This window comes from Mesotoga sp. H07.pep.5.3, from assembly GCF_002752615.1.
In the GTDB taxonomy this organism is placed as follows: Bacteria; Thermotogota; Thermotogae; order Petrotogales; family Kosmotogaceae; genus Mesotoga; species Mesotoga prima.
The window spans coordinates 694020-712065 of the sequence record NZ_AYTV01000012.1 but is presented as its reverse complement, the minus strand read 5'-3'; the positions used below and the strand labels follow the sequence as shown (position 1 = coordinate 712065).

Below are 18046 nucleotides of genomic sequence, written 5' to 3'. Positions count from 1 at the left end.
CCTCCTCAAACTGCCTTCATTACTTGATCTACAAACTGACCCTCAGGATAGGCTCCCACAAAGGTTACTTTGTCATTTATCACGATTTGCGGGACCGATGAGACCCCATATTTCCTCGACAATTCCTGAAACTCGTTTGCCTCAACCATATAAGCCGTTATGTTCTTGTTCGCCATTGCAATGTTATGAGCTGTAAGAACTGCTTTTGGACAGTAAGGACACGTGGTGGTAACAAAGACCTTTATATCTACCGGAGAGTTTATCTTTTCGATCTTCTGAATCGAATCCTTTGAGAGATCAGAAATCGCACCCTTAGAAAAGGAAACGATATCCTGCAGAAGCGTTCCAAACTCATGTCCTGCAGGTATTCCAAGGAACCTGACACCCTTGTCGTCACCTTCCGGATTGAGAAGTACCATGCTAGGTGCAAGCTCTATACGATATTTCTCCGCCATCTCTGAATCAAGATCATGAACTTCGTAACTAATCTTGCTTTCGATTTCGGAAAGCTCTTGCAGCATCTGTTCTGCAGTTGAACAGTAATCACAATTTTTCTCGCTCTTGAAGAGAAGTGCCTTTACAGAGCCCTCCATACTGCTGAAGATTTCCTTTACTTGCTTGGTTATGTTGTCGGGTAGAAGCTTTGCCACTTATATCCCTCCCAAGGACTAATATTTTTATACCCACTAGGGGTATGGTAACACTTATATATTACTCTTCCTTTGACAGCTTGTTTACATAATTATCTCCAAACCATCTGCTAACACCGACGACCAAACAGATTGTCATGAATAAGAGCATGATACTCAACCACTCGTCAGGGTAGAAATACCTTATGTGATTCGACATGAATTCAATCACAGTAGCTATTGCTGTAAAGGAAAGAATACAGTCGGCGAGTTTCCATTTACCTTGAACGATCAAGTAATTCTTGAAGAACTCCTGCCGTGTGTATCCCATAGAAAGAAAGAGCATTCGAAAGGTGTCATCATATCTGGAAGTATGTCTTCCCAGTGATCCATAGATATACAAGTACGAAATAAGAAAAAGAATTACACTATGAAGTCTATTCTCTCTGACGAAAACAATATTGCAGAGGAAGAGAACGCCACTCGCGAAGGCAACATTCATGAACAGGAGAAGAAAATTAGCTTTTCTGATTTGTCGCTGAAACGCAAAAATTGAGGCCACCGATAGAACGGTGGCCAAACCTGCAATAAGCAATGTGCTGAAGAAGATTCTCAGCGTTTCACTTATCAACAATCAAATCACTTCTTGCTAACCTTCTCGTTTCCGTCAGAAAGATCTTTTCCATCCTTAAAGATCTCGGCCATGGAACCTAAGGAACTAAGCATTGCACTACTCTCGTAGGGTAGGAAGACCTTGTTTGCCTTACCATCGGCTATTTGTTTCAAAGCATCGAGATACCTTATTGCAATAACGTCTCTCGTTGGATCTCCTTCATGAATCGCCTTGAAGACATTTATGATAGCGTTTGCCTCGCCCTCGGCCTCTGCCACAAGTTTGAACTTATTAGCCTCGGCCACTCTCTTTATCGATTCACTCTGACCCTCTGCCTGCAGAATCGCCGACATCTTATCGCCCTCGGCCTTCGTTATTTCTGACTGCTTGTAACCTTCGGCTTCCAGTATAACCGCCCTCTTTGTTCTCTCGGCCTTCATCTGCTTCGACATGGCATCCATGATGTCCTGAGGTGGATCGATCTTCTTGATTTCAACTCTTGTAACCTTGACGCCCCATTTGTCTGTTGCTTCATCAAGGACCTCTCTCAAGGTGACGTTAATCCTCTCCCTCGAGGTCAAGGTCTGGTCAAGCTCCATCTCTCCTATGACGTTTCTGAGGTTCGTCTGTGCAAGCTTTATTGCAGCAATCTCGAAATTAGAAACGTTGTAGACAACTCTGAATGCATCGGTTATCTGGTAGTAAATAATCGCGTCTACAGTAACCACTACGTTATCTTTCGTGATAACTTCCTGAGGTGGAACATCTATTACGGTTTCTCTAAGGTCAACCTTCACCATTCTCTCCATGAAAGGTATTATGAACTGGAGACCGGGCTCGGCATCTCTTCTATACTTTCCCAACCTCTCTACGAGTCCTTTCTCGAAAGGACGAATTATCTTTATCCCTGAAGCCGCAATAATGAAGATTACCACTGCAAGTATTAACCAAAAAACCATCTCTAATCCCCCTTTCTTCTATTACTGATTGTTGTTGTTTTGCCTTTCGACGTAAACTAGAGTACCTTCCAGCCTAACTATTTTAACCACAGTATCTACAGGTATTATCTCTCCATTCGCCGAAGTAGCTCGCCAGTCCTCTCCCTCAATCCGGACCATGCCTTTTTCCATAACCGGATTGATCTCCACTGTCACACGTCCCAGAGAACCGACCATCCCATCGATATACATTTTCTTTGGTGAATCTCCTTTTGATAGCTTTTTGGCAATCGGTCTGGAAAGAAGTACCAGGAACGTACTGCTCGAGGCGAAAATCAGAACTTGCCAACCGAGTCCAAGCGAAAACATTGCTGCAAGGCCTGCCAGGAAAGAACCTATTGAAAACCACAGAGAGAAAAAAGTAGGAGTTAGTATCTCCGCTACCAATAAGACAACACCGAAAATCATCCAGCCTATGTAACCCATTCTTTACCTCCTCCCGGAGTACACAGAAAAGTACTACAGTTCAAAAACATGTTCCGGGTGAACAAGAAAAACATCTATTTCTGTATCTTCAAGCTCCTTCTTAATGATATTATGCCACTTCTTAATCTGAGAGTTATATCGCCCAGATATATGATACAGGATCAATCTCTTTATACCTCTGCTTCTTCTAACTGTATCTATGACTTCATCGATACTGGAATGGTTTTGGTTTCTTCTGTCCTTCGCAACCAGGAAAGTACATTCATGCAAGAGTGTTTCAGAACAGCTCACTGTTTCGGGAGAAAGCGCAAAGGTATCGCCGCTTATCGTGACAATCTTCTTCAGGTAAGTATCGGTAATCTCCTCTCTGCCTTTTTCCTTGACAACACGGGCGATCTCCTTCGATGTCAGTCCTGAATAGGCTTCCTTAAGTTTTCTCCGCTCTTCGTAAATGTGATAACCATAGCTGATTTCACCAATTGTGTGCTTTACCCTGAATGGAGTTACGTGTCTTCTGAAACTTCCTGCTGTCCTTAGAAAGACTTCATCGCCGATGTCAAGCGGGTTTATAATCATATTGTATCTGAGTCTGGGATTCATTCCGATTATGAAATCCAGATACGCTTCAATGGCGCGATTGCCAGACGGGAAATTTATTCTTAGCTGCTTGTTTCGGTCTCCCATAGCAGTGTTTCTAGTATTTATTAGACCCCAAAGCCCCGATATGTGATCAACGTGACCGTGAGTCAAAAAGATATCCTTTATTGCATAGACGCTGTTTCCAAGTATAGTAGAGATCCCTTCACCGACGTCGAAGAGAATCCTTTCAGGCCTATATAAAATCCAAGTTGAATACAGAGCCTTGGAGAATATTTGAAACTCCAATTCACTCTTCCTCCAGGCCTTCTACTTTCAAAGCAATCTTACCCTTTACGTTGCCTGGAAGTTTGATATCAATTCTGTACTCACCGGTCTGTTTTATGTGATCCCCAAGATCTATCTCTTTCTTGTCTATTTCAACACCAAGAGCATTTCTTATGTGATTCGCGATGTCGCCGGATGTAACTGCTCCAAAAAGCTTCCCGCTGGTTCCTGACTTCGCCTTTATTATGAAGTGATGTTTCTGCAGCTCATGCAGTAGATCTTCACTGGATTTCCTTATGCGTTCTTCCTTTTCTTCCTTTTGCTTTTGGATCTGCTTCAGTTTGGCCAGCTCTTTCGCATTGGCTTCAACTGCAAAACCTTTCGGAATAAGGAAGTTTCTACCGTAACCATCCGACACGTTCTTCACTTCACCGGTTTTTCCAATATTACTTACATCCTTAAGAAGAATAACCTTCATCGAGAACCTCCTTAAAAAAGGGAGGCTCTTCGCCTCCCTCAAGATCCGATCACTCTTTTGTATAAGGAAGCAATGCCATGAATCTCGCCCTTTGAATAGCTTCCTTAACCATTCGCTGATGCTTGGCACAATTTCCCGTGATTCTCTTAGGGATGATCTTTCCCTTTTCAGTAACATAATCGCGTAGCAAGGAGATATTCTTATAATCAATGTAAGTTGTCTTTGAACCGCAGAGTCTGCACTTTCTTCTGCTTCTTCCTCTTCGCCTATTGTCTCTTACCATAATATTCCTCCTGATTTAGAACGGGATATCGTCGCTCCCCGAATCTTCAGTTTCACTTCCAAAGAAAGTAATGTCATCGTTTTCAGTGCTTTCAACCACATTAGTATCCTGAACCGATCTATCGAAACCTCCCGAAGACTGTTGGGCTTGAGCTTTGGTTTCCATGAATCTAATATTCGAGGCGGCGACTTCGGCATTTGATCTTGGTTCACCATCCTGCGTTTTCCATTTGTTGATTCTTAGTGAACCCTCGACAAGTATTAGCCGACCTTTAGTTAGATAGTTCCCGGCAAACTCGGCCGTCTTTCCAAATGTTACAATCCTTATAAAATCGGTATTGTCGTTGTTGGATGAAGGTACGTTTCGGTCGACCGCAAGCGTAAACGTCGCTATCTGAGTACCACTGGCAGCAAACTTGATCTCTGGATCGCGAGTGAGTCTGCCTATCAGGACAACATGATTGTAGCTAATTGACATCTCTTAATCCTCCGTCTGCTTTACTTCTTCTGTCTTTTCAGATTCTACATCGACTGCTCCATCAGTAGCAGTTTCTTCAGAATTCTCGGGAACTACTTCATCGTCAAGATTTTCGTCTGGGACTTGAGTTTCATCGACTGCCTCTTCCTGCTTCAAGAGCGCTTTCTTCTCAGCCTTTTCAAGGTCCTCTCTTCTGAACGTCTGCCATCTGAAAACCTCAGGCGTAACCCCGTAGAACCTCTCAAGCGTGTCTACTGATTCGGAATCGGCTTTGAACTGGATAACTGTGTAATCACCTTCACTGAAACCCTTTGAAACTCTGTAAGCGAGTTTCCTCATACCCCATCTGTCGAACTTCTCAACTGTTCCTCCGACTCGTTCGACAATGTAGTCTCTCACCTTCTCAGCCGTCGCATTACGATTCTCTTCATCAAGCTTCGGAGAGACAATGAACATCGTTTCGTAAATCCTCTGCATTAACTTCCTCCTCCCTTGGACTGTGGCCTTGCCTTCTTAAGCAAAGCGGGATTTCAACGCATAGAATTATAACACAATGCGAGAATTCTTCAAGAGCGCGCTGTCTAACAATTCATTCCTCCTCGGAAACGGATCGCAAATGCTTCCTTTTCACATGTGTAATCTCTATAGCTGCAAATAATGTAAACTAAAAAGAAAGCTGGACCGCACTATCGAGAAGGGAGGAGTCTTTATCACGGCAATAGTATATGCAACTAGAAGCGGTACGTCCGAGAAGTGTTCCAAGATTCTCTCAGAAAAGCTTTCAGGTGAAAAGACGATTATCGACATTAAGAAAAACCCAAGCCCAGACCTCACGAAATTCGATGCCGTAATTGTCGGAGCCTCAATAAGAATAGGTAAGGTTCAAGGGACTATCTCCGAATTCGTTCAGAGAAATCTTTCCACACTAACAAAGAAACGGTTAGGCGTCTTTTTGTGCATGGGGTCTGGAGAAGAAAACTTCAGCGAGTACCTTTCTCAAAACTTTCCCGAGAGTTTTCTAAATAACTGCAAAGCAAAGGGCTTTTTCGGGGGAGAGTTTGACCTTGAGAGACTGGGCTTTCTTTCAAGGATGATGGTAAGAACCGCTTCCAAAGGCAAACCTCAGCCTCATGTCGTTTCAAGCAATATTGAGAAATTTGTGAAGGAGTTTGAGAACTAGGAATCGGATTTCTTTTAGGGATATCGAAAGAATTCAGTTTCAGGGGGAAGAGATGAAGCGTAGGATATTGATCAGAATACTTTTGGTAGTAGGAATTGTTGTTGGTTCCTTGATAGTAATAATGGTGGTCTTTGTCGTTTCAAAACTAGAAGCAGATCTAAAGGGACTAGACAATCTTGAATTCGAGCAGCTAAATCTATCTACATTGAAAGATGGAATCTACGAGGGCAGTTTTGAAGCGGGAATCGTAAACGCATCTGTGAGAGTAGAGGTTTCCGGACATGAAGTCAGGTCAGTAGAGATAGTTAAGCATAACCACGGTCGAGGGAAGGCTGCAGAATCGATCACTAACTCGGTTGTAGAAAAACAGTCGGTTCAGATCGATGTAGTTTCAGGTGCTACCTACAGCAGCAAAGTGATTCTGAAAGCGATTGAAAACGCTATCAACAGGTAGAATGTTTATAAACTTCTACTTCTCGTCTTTTAGGCTGAATCCTTCCATGAAGGTCCTCTGGAAGAGTAGCAACATAATTAGAGGGGGTATCATTGCGATTATCGCTCCCGCCATTATTATGTTCCATTCTGCAGCTTGCGCTTCGCTAGCCAAAAGCATTTTAATTCCTATCTGAACTACACGCATATTATTGCTGTTGGTAACGATCATCGGCCATAAGTATTCATTCCACATATAGGTGAACTCAATGAGAAAAAGTGCTCCGACGTTCGTCTTCGATAGTGGAATCAATACGCTGAACAAGAATCTCATTGGTCCCGCCCCGTCAATTCTGGCTGCGTCGGAAAGAGAAGAAGGAACCGTCATGAACAGCTGCCTGAAAAGAAGCGTTCCTGTCGCACTTGCAAAGAAGGGGATCGTTAAAGCCCAATAAGTGTCAACCCAGCCAAATGTCCTCATAAGCTCATAAGTAGGCACGATTCTGATTGGTAGCGGCAGCATGTGTGTTATGAGTATGACTGCGAAGAAAAAGAACTTGCCCCTGAAGTTGCCGAAATACGTGAAAGCGAAAGCTGCAAGCATAGAAAGAAAGATCTTGGCAAGCGCCACAGTGACTGCAATAAAGGCGCTGTTAAATATTAACCTCCCCATGTTGACTGTTTTCCACGCTTTAACATAGTTATCGAAAGCATGAACGCTGGGAAGAAACTTCGGGGGGAACGAGTAGGCTTCCTTATCATTGAAAGTGCTCATGGTGAACGCATAGTATATTGGAAACATTATTGCTACTATTGCTACTGTCAATATTAGGTAGCTCAGGAATACTGAAGACTTTCTTTGCTTCATCTAGTCCACCCCACCATCATCCATAGAAGACCTTGCGCTCAGCAAATCTGAACTGCAAAACGGTCAAAATCGCCACAAAAACAAAGAGAACTATCGATTGAGCAGAAGCAAAGCCCGTATCCAGGTTAATGAAACCATCTCTGTACAGCTTATAAACTAGAACCTGTGTAGCATCGCCGGGCCCTCCTTTAGTCATTATGTCTATCAGCCCAAAGACCTGGAAGAATGCGTAAAGTGTATTCATAATCAGGAGAAAAAAAGTTGTCGGGGACAGCAAAGGTAACGTAATTCTGAAAAATCTACGTACGCTGGATGCGCCATCTATCGCAGCTGCTTCAGTAAGCTCTTGAGGAATTGTCTGAAGACCCGACAAGAAGAATATAATGTTGTAGCCAAGCATTTTCCAGGAGGCAGCGATAATTACTGCAATCAGAGCGACTCTTCCGTCCATCATCCAGTTGACTTCGGCTCCAAAAAACGTCTTTAGTAGATACGTTACCGGCCCGCTCGAAGGACTGAACATCAGTGCCCAAATCGTTCCCGCAATGGCCGGCGAAATAGCGTACGTCCAAATAAAAAGGGTTCTGTAGAACTGTAGTCCCCTTAGTTTCTGGTTTAGAAGTACTGAAAGGAGCATTCCCACAGTCAAACCAATTATCACTACGAAGACCGCGAAGACAAGGGTAATCATCAGACTGTCAACATAGTCGGAAGACTTGAACAATTTCGTGAAATTGTACCAACCCACGAAGATTAGCCTGTCTCCAAATGGGGAAACTCTGAAAAAACTCAAGTAAAGAGACTGAATAGTAGGGATAATCAAGAAAACAATTACCACGACTACCGAAGGTAGAAGTAACAAGTACGGCAATAGCTTGTTGGGGAAACGACTGTTCATGCTTAATCACCATCCGGAAAATACTAAAGATCCCCTGACAAATCTGTCAGGGGATCTTAATCTTCACTTACCGTAAATCAATGTGTATTCTTCAAGAACAGTGTTCGCTTTTTCTGCAGCGTCATCAAGAATCCTCTTTGCCTCTCCCTCGTAATCAGTTCCCGTGTACTGAATTGCGTTTTCGATAGCACCGTCGACAATGTCTCTTATTGCAACGAAATTTCCTAGCCTTACTCCCTGTGCTTCTGGAATTCTGGTTCCAGAAAGTATCTGAAGAAAGGCGGTAAGGTGATTTGGATTTTCAGAGAACCAGCCTTGATCCATGAGTTTCTTTACTGCGCTGTTTGTTGCCGGGAAATAGCCGGTAGATTTATGCCACTCTGCGGTAACTTCTGTTCTCATGAGGTACTGGAAGAATTTCCAGATCGCTTCGTATTCAGCATCTGTATGACCCTTCATCACCCAAAGAGTAGCACCACCGATGACGGAATTCCCTTTCGGATAACCTGGAATTGATGGAAGGAATGTGGTACCCATTTCAAAATCGGCCTTTGACTCGATCGAACTCACAGACGAAGTCGACTGAATCAACATTGCAACCTGCTTGCTCAGGAAGGCCTGATTGGCGTCATACTCCCGGCCCCCATAAAGAAATACCTTCGCCTGAGCCCATTTGATCCATTCTGCAAGAACCTTGACACCAAAATCATCATTGAAAAATACCTCAGTTGCTTTGGCCGCTCTACCGTTTTCGTTGTTTGCGTAGAACTGTCCGTGAACGGAATGCATCTGCTCGAATACCCATGCTGGCCAGCCGAAAGATATTCCTCCCTGAGCAGCTCCCGATTCGACAATCTTTTTTCCCATCTCGTAGACCTCTTCAAAAGTAGAAGGAGGTTCGTTTGGATCAAGTCCTGCGGCTCTGAAGATATCCTTGTTGTAATAGAGGATCGCGCTTGAAGAATTGAAGGGCATAGAGTAAAGTCGATCACCAACAGTGTAATAGTCAAGAATTGGTCCAATTACGTCTCCCCAATCATAGTCCGGGCAGAGAGCTCAAAGACCGGTTTGATCGCGCCACTGTCCAGCATAGTCTGAAGGCCCACTTCGTAGACCTGGACAATGTGAGGTTGATCTCCCGCTCGATACGAAGCTATGGCCTTGGTAAGTGTCTCTGCGTATGAACCTGTGAACTGAGCCACCACTTCAATGTCGGGATTTTCGGCATTGAAACCTTCGACAATTGCTTCGACCGCTCCCAGTCTGCTACCACTCATAGCGTGCCAGAAGTTGATCGTGGTTTTTCCGAAAGCAAAGATCGATAGACACAGAAGAACTAACACAAGAAACTTTTTCATAATACCCCTCCCTTTTCAAAAATTGAAAACGGTGGAACGTCCGCTCAAATTATAGCACCGTGCTCAGGTCCATAGTAAGCTTGTTATGAGCTGACCATGTCCGACTATTGGCTTCTAGAACTGGAAAGACAGTTGTTTCTGCCCGAATCGGAAGAAATAATTGAATGTCTATTTTTCGTGTTGCAGTTTCAATATCACTATTGAGTAGGAGATTTGACAGAGCTGACATTTTTGATGAGCTTCAAAACGAATGTTAAAAGAAGCTCAAATCAACACATTTTTCCGCCTGCTTATTACTATGTAGAAAATAATCATTACTACAGACGAGACAACTCCGACGAATCCGAAAAACCTGAAAGCAAAGGTAACTGACAACAAGTCAATGACAATTCCTCCTCCGATCGATCCCACTATGAAAGTCATCCCCGATCTCACAACCCAGAAAAGACTTTCGGCCTTCACAAGGCTCTTACCGGAAAGCTCGTAGTGTATGAAATGATACAGGGAGTAGTACATGAGAATATACGTCAAGCCGTGTGAAAACTCGACAAGATAGAGCAAAACTTCATTTGTTGCATAAGATATGAGAATCGTCCTCACCCCCATTACGATCATTCCGAACAGCAGAATCTTCATGTTTCCAATCTTCTCGATTATTCTATCGGCAAAAAGAAGGAAGGGTATTTCTGAAAACGCGGTAATGGCAAAGACCGTCCCGACAACGGACGAATCCATACCATTTTCCCTGGCATAGACAGCAATAAAGGTGTTATGAAAGGAATTCAACGTAACACCGACGAACATCCCAACAGTCATCATCGTGAGTTGAAAAGTTGAGCCTGTACCTGAAGGGTGCTGCTGATCTGCCGTTTCCAAATCATCCGTTTTTGGACTAATAAAGAGAGAAGAGATAGCAAGCACTGATGCCGATGCTGCAAACAACCAGAAAAAACTAAGACCCACTAATCTGCTCAAGGCTAGTGAGGTAATCGCAAAACCAATGGTCCCGAAAAGTCTTACGCGATCGAACCGACCACCAGAACTCTTCAACTTATTAATGATTATCGAGTCTCCTAGCGGAACTACAGCAGAGAAAAAGAATGATAGCAAGATCATCATAAATAAAGTAGTCGTGAAACTCTTGATAACGAATATCGGCCATATTAACAATACTGACGAAAGAGATACAATATAATATATTTTGTCATAACCGAATTTACCGCTGAGTTTAAACCATAACGGACTCGAGACCAGAGAGACGACGGGCAGCACCGCCATAAGGATGCCGATTTTCGTTGGAGAAAAACCGGAAATATCAAAGTATTGGCTGAGAAGGTTTTTTGTGGCCAAACTCGAGTAAATCAAGGCTTCAAAGAAGAGAATACCTAGGTTCAATGCGATCTCCTTCCGAATGACTAGTAGATTATACAACCAATAATTCAAAACTGTTAACTGGAGTGTGATTATGAAGATTATTACAAGAATTCTTTTGATTACTGTTTTCCTTGCCGTCTCCACAGCATTTTCTTCAACCGGCAATTTTGATGTTCAGGGTCATCGCGGCTGTAGAGGACTTATGCCGGAGAACACACTGGCAGCTTTCAATTTTGCTATGGAACTGGGCGTGGACACAATCGAGCTAGACACTGTGGTAACGAGAGATGGCGTCGTAGTTATCAATCACGACCCGTACCTAAACCCTGAACGTACTAGAAAGGACGGGCAGTTCATCAGCGAATCTGTTCTTATCAAGAATCTGACCTTTGAGCAGCTAAAAGGATTCGACGTTGGTAGTATCAGAGAACCCGACAAATGGCCTCAACAAAAGCAACTGGATGGAGAAAGAATTCCATCCCTTGAGGAAGTACTTTCTCTGATAAAAGTGCATAACAACAGTCACGCAAAACAAATAAAAGTAAATATTGAAATAAAGCACTACCCTCAGAGGCCCGAAGACACAATAGATCTAACGGAACATGTTCGGAAAGTTCTTGAGATAGTCTACGAAAAAGGGTTCGAACGACTATGTACAATACAGTCCTTTAACTGGGAAGCACTGAAGATCTCCAAGGAGCTTCAACCTTCTGTTGAGACCGCCGCACTTGTATCGAGCACAAACCTTGACAAAACTGTCTGGACAGCAGGTTTGAGATTGAAGAACTTCGGGTTTGATATTGGAAAGATGCTTGCCACCACTGGATGTAATATTATTTCTCCCAACTATAACTTAATGAGTGATGGTTGGGTGAAGAGCGCTCATCAATCTGGAATGAAAATCATTCCCTGGACAGTAAATGAACGGGATGAAATGAAGAGATTGATCGGCCTTGGTGTTGACGGAATCATAACCGATTATCCAGACAGGCTTTTAGAAGTTGTTTCAAACCAATAGAAAAGCCTTTCTCCTTGAGAAAGGCCTCTCATAAAAACGTTTTACACATCACCAATACTGATTATACAACATTTCAAAGGATATTAGCCCTGACTATAGTGAACAAAGGCAAAGCAACACTCTGCGTTTACAGATCAAATGATTTCGTAATTTCAAGTGTAATCGAGTCCATATCTCGACACTCAAGAGGAAGCAACAAGGTCACATACTCACCCCGTATTCTGCCGTTACATATAATGCGCTTTGAATCGTAGGGGCCACAGTGTTCCGGTATGAACTCCTCACCGAACTCTGACAAAATAACATCCTCAGGCCTGAATACATTGTCACCCACTCTGTTGATACCCATTGTAGAGAAGAGTTCCATAACAAAGAGCGAGTTCGGTTCATCATAAACCTCTCTTGGTGGCCCTTGCTGAACTACATTTCCGTTGTCCATCACATATACTATATCTGCGACTGCCAACGCATCTTCGGGATCGTTCAAAACAATTAAAACCGACTCCCCCAGTGCCATCAACAAACGTTTCATTGTGGATCTCAGTTCAGTTCTGATCTTCTTGTCGAGTCTTTCAAAAGGCTCATCAAGCATAATAATATTGAATTTCTTCACCGTCTCTCTCGCAAATGCTGTGAGTTTTTTCATACCTGCAGGTAATTCTTTTGGCCAACGGTCAAGATAATCGGAGAGGCCATCTAGTTCTTTGGCTCTCTTAGCGACTTTAACGTCGGCTTCCTTGTCTCTCGAAATCAAGAGCGGAAAGGCAATGTTGTTGTGTGTGTCCATGTGCGGAAACAGTGCGTTTTCCTGAAACACGAATGCGAGTCCCCGGAGATGGGGCTCCAGAAAAGTGACATCCTCTCCGTTAATAGTCACAGTACCAGAGAAGGGCTCTTGAAGTCCCGCAATCGTTCTCAAAAGAAGCGTCTTACCGCAGCCTGAAGGCCCAATTAGCCCGACTGTCTCCCCTTTTTCTACGAAAAGGTCTATCGGTCCCAAATCAAAAGTTCCAATTCTGCTTCGCAGGTCCTTTACTTCGAGAGTTCTCATTAGATCACCTCCCATCAATGATTATATCTTTGCCTTAAGCAAAGCCGACGGTTTTTTCCTTCAAAGATATTTGGAGCAGGCTTTAATAGATTGGTTATTATGTTTGAGAACTGGCGCTTGTCGAGCTATACTATTATCAAAGCTCTATCAATTCACCTTTTGTTTTTCTCAATGACATTCGGACAGCCATAATTATGAAAATACATCTGTATGGGAGTGAAAATAGTGTCTAGACATCTTCTTAGTAAGGCCGAAGAATACCGGGAAGAACTCACGAGATTTCTTAGCGATCTGGTTAGCATCCAAAGCTTCTCTGCCGGCGAAAAAGAGGTGGTTAAGAGAATCGAAGTGGAAATGAACAAAGTCGGTTTTGACGAAGTGAAGATTGATGGGCTGGGAAATGTTCTAGGAAGGATAGGAAACGGCAAGAAAATCATCGCCATGGATGCCCATATCGACACGGTAGAAGTTGGGAACGAAAGGTTATGGAAGGTAGATCCTTTTGGTGGACTGGTTTCTGACGGAATTATATACGGGAGAGGAGCTTCAGACCAGAAAGCTGGAATGGCAGCAATGGTCTATGGTGCCAAAATCATGAAAGAAGAAGAACTTCTTGGAGACTTCACCCTTTACATTACAGGAACGGTAATGGAAGAAGATTGTGACGGCCTCTGCTGGAGATACATTATTAAAGAGGACGGAATAAGGCCCGATTATGTTGTCATTACTGAACCGACAAATCTGAACATTTATAGAGGTCACAGAGGAAGAATGGAACTTCAAATTAGAACTTCAGGTCTCTCGTGTCACGCTAGCGCTCCCGAACGAGGAATCAATGCTATTTATAAAATGAGCCGAATCATTCAGCAAATCGAGGGTTTGAATGAAAGGTTAAGAGATGACCCCTTCCTCGGAAAGGGAACGATAGCAGTGACTCAGATCTTCTTCAAGTCTCCATCTCAAAACGCCGTCGCTGACGAATGCACCATACAGATTGACAGGAGACTGACAGCAGGCGAAACCAAAGAGACGGTTATAGAGGAACTCAAAGACGCTATAGGAATTTCAGGCGAAGAGGCGGAGATTTTGGAGCTTTTCTACGAAAGACCTTCGTACACTGGACTTGTCTATCCAGTCGAAAAGTACTTTCCGACATGGGTAATGGATGAAAGTAGTGAAATTGTTCAGAAGACAGTAAATACTTACAGGGAGGTCTTTGGAGAAGAGCCCTTTGTCGATAAATGGACTTTCTCCACAAATGGAATCGCAACGGCCGGTGTCTTTGCAATTCCGACAGTCGGATTCGGTCCTGCAAATGAGATTTTCGCTCACAGCCCGGACGATCAGTGCCCTGTGGATCATCTAGTTAAAGCGGCGGCCATGTATGCTCTTCTTCCATTAAGACTTTCTCAGTAGATTAGGAGGTAACATAATGAGTAGCATTTTGAGAGGCAAAGACTTCATTACCACACAAGATTTCGACAGAACTGAAATCGACCTTATGTTAGATTTATCTTCTGATCTCAAAAGAAGGTTTGCAACAAATGACCCCACACCTTTGCTTCCTTACAAAACCGTGTTTTTGATGTTCTTCGATCAATCTACGCGAACTCGAAATTCGATGGAAGCGGGAATTACACAGCTTGGCGGTCACGCGCATTATCTAGATCCATCGACAATGCAGACGGCACATGGAGAGGTTCCGAGGGATACCGCGATGATCCTTTCAAGATACGGTCACGCGATAGCGGTAAGACATTGCAAGTTCAAAGTCGGGAATTCCTACCTTCGATCTCTTGCAGAAAATGCAGATGTACCCATCCTGAATCTCCAGGATGACATCTATCACCCGATGCAGGTCATGGCTGACATAATGACAATGCGCGAGAGATTCGGAGCAAATCTTAGCGGACTGAAAGTTGCCATCACATGGGCTTATGCTGAAAGCCATTTGAAGCCTCTTTCCGTTCCCCAGTCACAGATTCTTCTTTTTACAAGATACGGAATGGACGTCAAACTGGCATATCCCGAAGGGTTTGACTTAATGCCGGATATCGTTGACCTGGCGAAGAAGAATGCAGAAGGAAGCGGTGCCAGGCTGGAGATACTTCACGATATGGATGAAGCCTTCAGAGATGCTGATATTGTGATTCCGAAATCATGGGGTGGTTTCTATGTTTCAGACGATCCCCAGGAAATAATGACGGAAGTGAGAAGAAACAAAGATTGGATATGCACTCCAGAGAGAATGAAGCTGGCTAACAAGAGGGCCATTTACATGCATGCACTCCCCGCCGACAGAGGCAGAGAAGTAGTGGATGAAGTAATAGACGGCCCACAGTCAGTTGTCATAGACGAAGCAGAAAACAGATTGCACACGGCCAAAGCTATCATGGCTCTTACAATGGGTGGAAGATCGTGACTTACGACCTTGCCCTTGAAAATGGAACGGTATGCACGGAGAATGGACTCTTTCCTGCAAACGTTTACGTTGAGGGTGAGGAAATAAGAGTGATTTCCTCGATTAAAGAGAAGTTGCCGGCAAAAGAAAGTATTGACTGCTCCGGTCTCTTCCTGCTTCCCGGATTCATAGATCCCCATGTGCATCTAGGGCTGGCTCTTGGAAGATACACTTCTGCCGATAACTTTGAATCTGGATCGGCTCTTGCTCTGAGTGGTGGAGTAACGACGCTCATCGACTTTCTCGATCCAATCTCCGATCTTGCGCAATTTGAAACTGCTATAAAAGATCGAATGACAGCAGCTAAGGACAGCAGAGTAGATTACTCATTTCACGTAACCTTGGCTGGCAACCCGAGCTTCTCCGCGGAAGAAATCGCTAGATCGTCAATAGCCGCCAAAATGCCTTCGATAAAGGTTTTCACTACGTATAGCTCTTCCGGTAGGCGTTCGAGCGATGGGATGATTTACAGTCTGCTTTCACTTTCAAGAAAGCTTGGATTCGTTTTGATGGCCCATTCGGAGAACGATGAGATAATCAGAGAAAGGGAAAAAGAATTCTCCAGGCCAACTTACAGAGATATCTCATCTCTTAGGCCGACTATTAGCGAGCTTTCCGAAGTTGCAATGCTTTCGCTAATCTCTCTGGAAGAAGAAGGACAGCTTTATATCGTTCATGTTTCAAGCGGTAAAACAGTTGAAGCTCTTTCTTCCCTTGGCCTCGACTGGAGAAGGTTCACAAAACTTGAAACCTGTCCACAGTACCTACTACTTAATAATGATCCACTAAAAACCGATCAAGGATACCTGAACACATACTGCCCGCCACCGAGGACAGATCAAGAGCGCACTCTTCTTCAATCTGCGCTTCGTAAAGGAGAGATATCTTCTATCGGAACAGACCATTGCCCGTTCCTCAACAGGGAAAAATGGGAAAATCGAGACGATTACCCCAAGATACCTAACGGTACTGGCTCGCTGGGTATTTCTTTCGCAACCATCAACACGATCCTCGACGGTGATCTCAAAAGGGTTTCCTCACTTCTCTCGACAAATCCAGCGAGAATTTTCGGCCTCTTTCCAAAGAGGGGAGTTCTGGCCCCAGGAAGCATTGCTAATATTGCCATTGTCGATAGGGATGTGCAAAGCACTGTATCGAGGTCACGGTACACACGGTCAGACCACTCACTGTTTGAGGGTATAAAACTTAGAGGTTCCGTAGAAACCGTAATTCACAGAGGGAAACTCGCCTTTAAGAACGGTGACATCCTTTTACCGAAAGCCTCGGGACGCTTCATTGAAAGAGAGAACATTTACTGGGAGAAAGGCGCATGCAGATAAACAACGTTTCGATTTATACAAATGATGGAGATTATATTCCAAAGGGATTCGTAAGGGTAGAAAATGGAAAGATAGTCAAGGTAGCTACCGGAGAAAGCGCGTATAACGGCGAAAACTTCTATTTCGAAGGTAAGTTGCTCATGCCATCTCTGGTTAATGCCCATACTCACATATATTCAACGTTCGCAAGAGGGTTAAAAGTAGCTCCATTCAACCCTTCGTCTTTCACGAAATTACTCGAGCAACTGTGGTGGAGACTGGATAGAGCAATGACAGTAGAAGATCTCAAGATCTCCGCCTATGTGGCTGCTATAGAATCTCTTAAGAGCGGAGTTACATCTCTCTTTGACCATAATTCCTCTCCAAATGCAATAGAGGGTTCTCTTCGAGGTATCGCTTCTTCCGTGAATTCGGTTGGCCTAAGATACTGTGGAGCTTACGAGGTTTCGGACAGAGACGGAACGGAGCGGCGCGATAAAGGGATAAGGGAGAATTTGGATTTTAGCAGCGAAAGCTCGGCATACAGAAAGGGCATATTCGGACTCCATGCCTCCTTCACTTTATCTAATGAAACGCTTTCCCTTGCTTCAAGAGGGATAGCAGGAAAGATTCCCATACATGTCCATGTCGCGGAGGGGCCTGAAGATCAGGAATACACAGTTAGTGTTCATGACTCGAGAGTTCTGGAAAGATTTCACAGGGCAGGACTGATGACGGAAAACTCGATCTACGCTCACTGCATCCACACTACACCTTCCGAAAGGGCTCTTGTCAAAGATTCAAGAGGATACATCGTCGTAAACTGTCAATCCAACGTGAACAATGGCGTTGGCTTTCCAGAATGGAGAAACTTTGCTAATGAAGGCATAAGAATACTTCTGGGAAATGACGGGTACGGGTTCAACCTGTGTCACGATGTTAGGTTCTTGATCCTTTGCCCTCATTACATTTACCGTGATCCGAAAGTTAGTTCTTCAGGTGATATCGGCCGTTCGCTTTTTGGCTCAAACTACGATCTGGCAACAAGGACCTTTGGCGTAAATCTTGGTACAATCAGGGTAGGGAGCAGCGCAGACTTCATCCTTCTAGATTATAAGAGCCCGACTGAAATTACGGTTGAGAACTTCTTCGACCATTTCTTTTTTGGTATATGCGAAAACATTGCAGTCAGCGACGCTTTCGTAGGTGGTGAACGAGTGCTGGCGGAAGGAAGACCCACAAGAGTTAATGAAGATGAGATATACAAAGAGGCTAGAAAGCTTTACAAAGCTTTTGAAAAAAGGTTCTGAGGAGGTGCC

At 43.9% G+C, this 18046-nt stretch carries 22 protein-coding genes; 7 read left to right on the top strand and 15 right to left on the bottom strand.

Going from position 1 to position 18046, the window contains the following annotated elements; translation table 11 throughout:
* Positions 1–5: 5 nt before the first annotated feature.
* From pdo to rpsF, 9 genes are all read right to left on the bottom strand, one after another.
* The gene (gene pdo / locus V513_RS07175) at positions 6–650 is read right to left on the bottom strand and encodes a protein disulfide oxidoreductase (RefSeq protein WP_099772163.1); all 645 of its coding nucleotides are present in this window, start codon (positions 648–650) and stop codon (positions 6–8) included.
* Between the two features lie 61 nt (positions 651–711).
* Complete coding sequence (locus tag V513_RS07170) at positions 712–1263, bottom strand: hypothetical protein (RefSeq protein ID WP_099772162.1); 552 nt, start codon at positions 1261–1263, stop codon at positions 712–714.
* Positions 1264–1268: 5 nt separating this feature from the next.
* Positions 1269–2201, bottom strand: a complete 933-nt coding sequence (locus V513_RS07165; RefSeq protein ID WP_099772161.1) for an SPFH domain-containing protein — start codon at positions 2199–2201, stop codon at positions 1269–1271.
* A 21-nt stretch (positions 2202–2222) separates the two neighbouring features.
* Positions 2223–2666: an NfeD family protein gene (locus V513_RS07160; RefSeq protein ID WP_099772160.1), complete on the bottom strand. Its 444-nt coding sequence runs from the start codon at positions 2664–2666 to the stop codon at positions 2223–2225.
* A 33-nt stretch (positions 2667–2699) separates the two neighbouring features.
* The gene (locus V513_RS07155; protein WP_099772159.1) at positions 2700–3551 is read right to left on the bottom strand and encodes an MBL fold metallo-hydrolase; all 852 of its coding nucleotides are present in this window, start codon (positions 3549–3551) and stop codon (positions 2700–2702) included.
* 1 nt (position 3552) lies between these two features.
* Positions 3553–4008, bottom strand: coding sequence for a 50S ribosomal protein L9 (gene rplI, locus V513_RS07150; RefSeq protein WP_099772158.1), 456 nt, complete (start codon positions 4006–4008; stop codon positions 3553–3555).
* Positions 4009–4057: 49 nt separating this feature from the next.
* Positions 4058–4291, bottom strand: a complete 234-nt coding sequence (gene rpsR / locus V513_RS07145) for a 30S ribosomal protein S18 (protein WP_006492673.1) — start codon at positions 4289–4291, stop codon at positions 4058–4060.
* A 15-nt stretch (positions 4292–4306) separates the two neighbouring features.
* Entirely contained in the window at positions 4307–4768 is a 462-nt protein-coding gene (locus V513_RS07140; RefSeq protein WP_099772157.1) for a single-stranded DNA-binding protein, read from the bottom strand.
* Positions 4769–4771: 3 nt separating this feature from the next.
* Positions 4772–5245, bottom strand: coding sequence for a 30S ribosomal protein S6 (gene rpsF / locus V513_RS07135; RefSeq protein ID WP_099772156.1), 474 nt, complete (start codon positions 5243–5245; stop codon positions 4772–4774).
* 199 nt (positions 5246–5444) lie between these two features.
* Between rpsF and V513_RS07130 the strand changes: the two genes are divergently transcribed.
* Positions 5445–5948 (top strand): flavodoxin domain-containing protein, encoded by a 504-nt coding sequence (locus tag V513_RS07130; protein WP_306556636.1) that lies wholly within the window; start codon positions 5445–5447, stop codon positions 5946–5948.
* Between the two features lie 52 nt (positions 5949–6000).
* Positions 6001–6402: an FMN-binding protein gene (locus V513_RS07125; RefSeq protein WP_099772296.1), complete on the top strand. Its 402-nt coding sequence runs from the start codon at positions 6001–6003 to the stop codon at positions 6400–6402.
* 15 nt (positions 6403–6417) lie between these two features.
* Here the strand turns inward: V513_RS07125 and V513_RS07120 are convergent, their stop codons facing one another.
* The 5 genes from V513_RS07120 to V513_RS07105 all read right to left on the bottom strand — a co-directional run bounded on the left by V513_RS07120 (position 6418) and on the right by V513_RS07105 (position 10899).
* Positions 6418–7248 (bottom strand): carbohydrate ABC transporter permease, encoded by an 831-nt coding sequence (locus tag V513_RS07120; protein ID WP_099772154.1) that lies wholly within the window; start codon positions 7246–7248, stop codon positions 6418–6420.
* A gap of 16 nt (positions 7249–7264) precedes the next feature.
* Positions 7265–8146: a carbohydrate ABC transporter permease gene (locus V513_RS07115; RefSeq protein ID WP_099772153.1), complete on the bottom strand. Its 882-nt coding sequence runs from the start codon at positions 8144–8146 to the stop codon at positions 7265–7267.
* 63 nt (positions 8147–8209) lie between these two features.
* Positions 8210–9160, bottom strand: a complete 951-nt coding sequence (locus tag V513_RS07110) for an extracellular solute-binding protein (protein ID WP_257212008.1) — start codon at positions 9158–9160, stop codon at positions 8210–8212.
* 8 nt (positions 9161–9168) lie between these two features.
* Positions 9169–9504 (bottom strand): extracellular solute-binding protein, encoded by a 336-nt coding sequence (locus V513_RS14170; RefSeq protein ID WP_257211983.1) that lies wholly within the window; start codon positions 9502–9504, stop codon positions 9169–9171.
* Between the two features lie 264 nt (positions 9505–9768).
* Positions 9769–10899, bottom strand: a complete 1131-nt coding sequence (locus V513_RS07105; protein WP_099772152.1) for an MFS transporter — start codon at positions 10897–10899, stop codon at positions 9769–9771.
* Between the two features lie 70 nt (positions 10900–10969).
* Here V513_RS07105 and V513_RS07100 point away from each other — a divergent pair, with 70 nt between their 5' ends.
* Positions 10970–11896: a glycerophosphodiester phosphodiesterase family protein gene (locus V513_RS07100; RefSeq protein ID WP_099772151.1), complete on the top strand. Its 927-nt coding sequence runs from the start codon at positions 10970–10972 to the stop codon at positions 11894–11896.
* Between the two features lie 127 nt (positions 11897–12023).
* On the opposite strand, the gene V513_RS07095 is transcribed toward V513_RS07100, so the two are convergent.
* Positions 12024–12947 carry an ABC transporter ATP-binding protein gene (locus V513_RS07095; protein ID WP_099772150.1) on the bottom strand — a complete coding sequence of 308 codons (924 nt, stop codon included), beginning with the start codon at positions 12945–12947 and terminating at the stop codon, positions 12024–12026.
* Positions 12948–13157: 210 nt separating this feature from the next.
* Here V513_RS07095 and V513_RS07090 point away from each other — a divergent pair, with 210 nt between their 5' ends.
* From V513_RS07090 to V513_RS07075, 4 genes are read left to right on the top strand one after another with little or no spacing between them, the layout of a single operon-like run.
* The gene (locus V513_RS07090) at positions 13158–14363 is read left to right on the top strand and encodes a YgeY family selenium metabolism-linked hydrolase (protein WP_180274841.1); all 1206 of its coding nucleotides are present in this window, start codon (positions 13158–13160) and stop codon (positions 14361–14363) included.
* 16 nt (positions 14364–14379) lie between these two features.
* Positions 14380–15369: an ornithine carbamoyltransferase gene (locus tag V513_RS07085; RefSeq protein WP_006492658.1), complete on the top strand. Its 990-nt coding sequence runs from the start codon at positions 14380–14382 to the stop codon at positions 15367–15369.
* Positions 15366–16748: a dihydroorotase gene (locus tag V513_RS07080; RefSeq protein ID WP_099772148.1), complete on the top strand. Its 1383-nt coding sequence runs from the start codon at positions 15366–15368 to the stop codon at positions 16746–16748. The genes V513_RS07085 and V513_RS07080 overlap by 4 nt, the downstream gene beginning before the upstream one ends.
* Complete coding sequence (locus V513_RS07075) at positions 16739–18037, top strand: amidohydrolase family protein (RefSeq protein ID WP_099772147.1); 1299 nt, start codon at positions 16739–16741, stop codon at positions 18035–18037. Before V513_RS07080 ends, V513_RS07075 begins: the two co-directional genes overlap by 10 nt.
* Positions 18038–18046: the final 9 nt, after the last annotated feature.

What these genes read in the sequence shown, in the direction of transcription:
- V513_RS07165 (WP_099772161.1), bottom strand. Translation starts at nt 2,201, where the DNA reads ATGGTTTTTTGGTTAATACTTGCAGTGGTAATCTTCATTATTGCGGCT.
- V513_RS07160 (WP_099772160.1), bottom strand. Translation starts at nt 2,666, where the DNA reads ATGGGTTACATAGGCTGGATGATTTTCGGTGTTGTCTTATTGGTAGCG.
- rplI (WP_099772158.1), bottom strand. Translation starts at nt 4,008, where the DNA reads ATGAAGGTTATTCTTCTTAAGGATGTAAGTAATATTGGAAAAACCGGT.
- rpsR (WP_006492673.1), bottom strand. Translation starts at nt 4,291, where the DNA reads ATGGTAAGAGACAATAGGCGAAGAGGAAGAAGCAGAAGAAAGTGCAGA.
- V513_RS07140 (WP_099772157.1), bottom strand. Translation starts at nt 4,768, where the DNA reads ATGTCAATTAGCTACAATCATGTTGTCCTGATAGGCAGACTCACTCGC.
- rpsF (WP_099772156.1), bottom strand. Translation starts at nt 5,245, where the DNA reads ATGCAGAGGATTTACGAAACGATGTTCATTGTCTCTCCGAAGCTTGAT.
- V513_RS07125 (WP_099772296.1), top strand. Translation starts at nt 6,001, where the DNA reads ATGAAGCGTAGGATATTGATCAGAATACTTTTGGTAGTAGGAATTGTT.
- V513_RS07120 (WP_099772154.1), bottom strand. Translation starts at nt 7,248, where the DNA reads ATGAAGCAAAGAAAGTCTTCAGTATTCCTGAGCTACCTAATATTGACA.
- V513_RS07115 (WP_099772153.1), bottom strand. Translation starts at nt 8,146, where the DNA reads ATGAACAGTCGTTTCCCCAACAAGCTATTGCCGTACTTGTTACTTCTA.
- V513_RS14170 (WP_257211983.1), bottom strand. Translation starts at nt 9,504, where the DNA reads ATGAAAAAGTTTCTTGTGTTAGTTCTTCTGTGTCTATCGATCTTTGCT.
- V513_RS07100 (WP_099772151.1), top strand. Translation starts at nt 10,970, where the DNA reads ATGAAGATTATTACAAGAATTCTTTTGATTACTGTTTTCCTTGCCGTC.
- V513_RS07095 (WP_099772150.1), bottom strand. Translation starts at nt 12,947, where the DNA reads ATGAGAACTCTCGAAGTAAAGGACCTGCGAAGCAGAATTGGAACTTTT.
- V513_RS07090 (WP_180274841.1), top strand. Translation starts at nt 13,158, where the DNA reads ATGGGAGTGAAAATAGTGTCTAGACATCTTCTTAGTAAGGCCGAAGAA.
- V513_RS07085 (WP_006492658.1), top strand. Translation starts at nt 14,380, where the DNA reads ATGAGTAGCATTTTGAGAGGCAAAGACTTCATTACCACACAAGATTTC.
- V513_RS07075 (WP_099772147.1), top strand. Translation starts at nt 16,739, where the DNA reads ATGCAGATAAACAACGTTTCGATTTATACAAATGATGGAGATTATATT.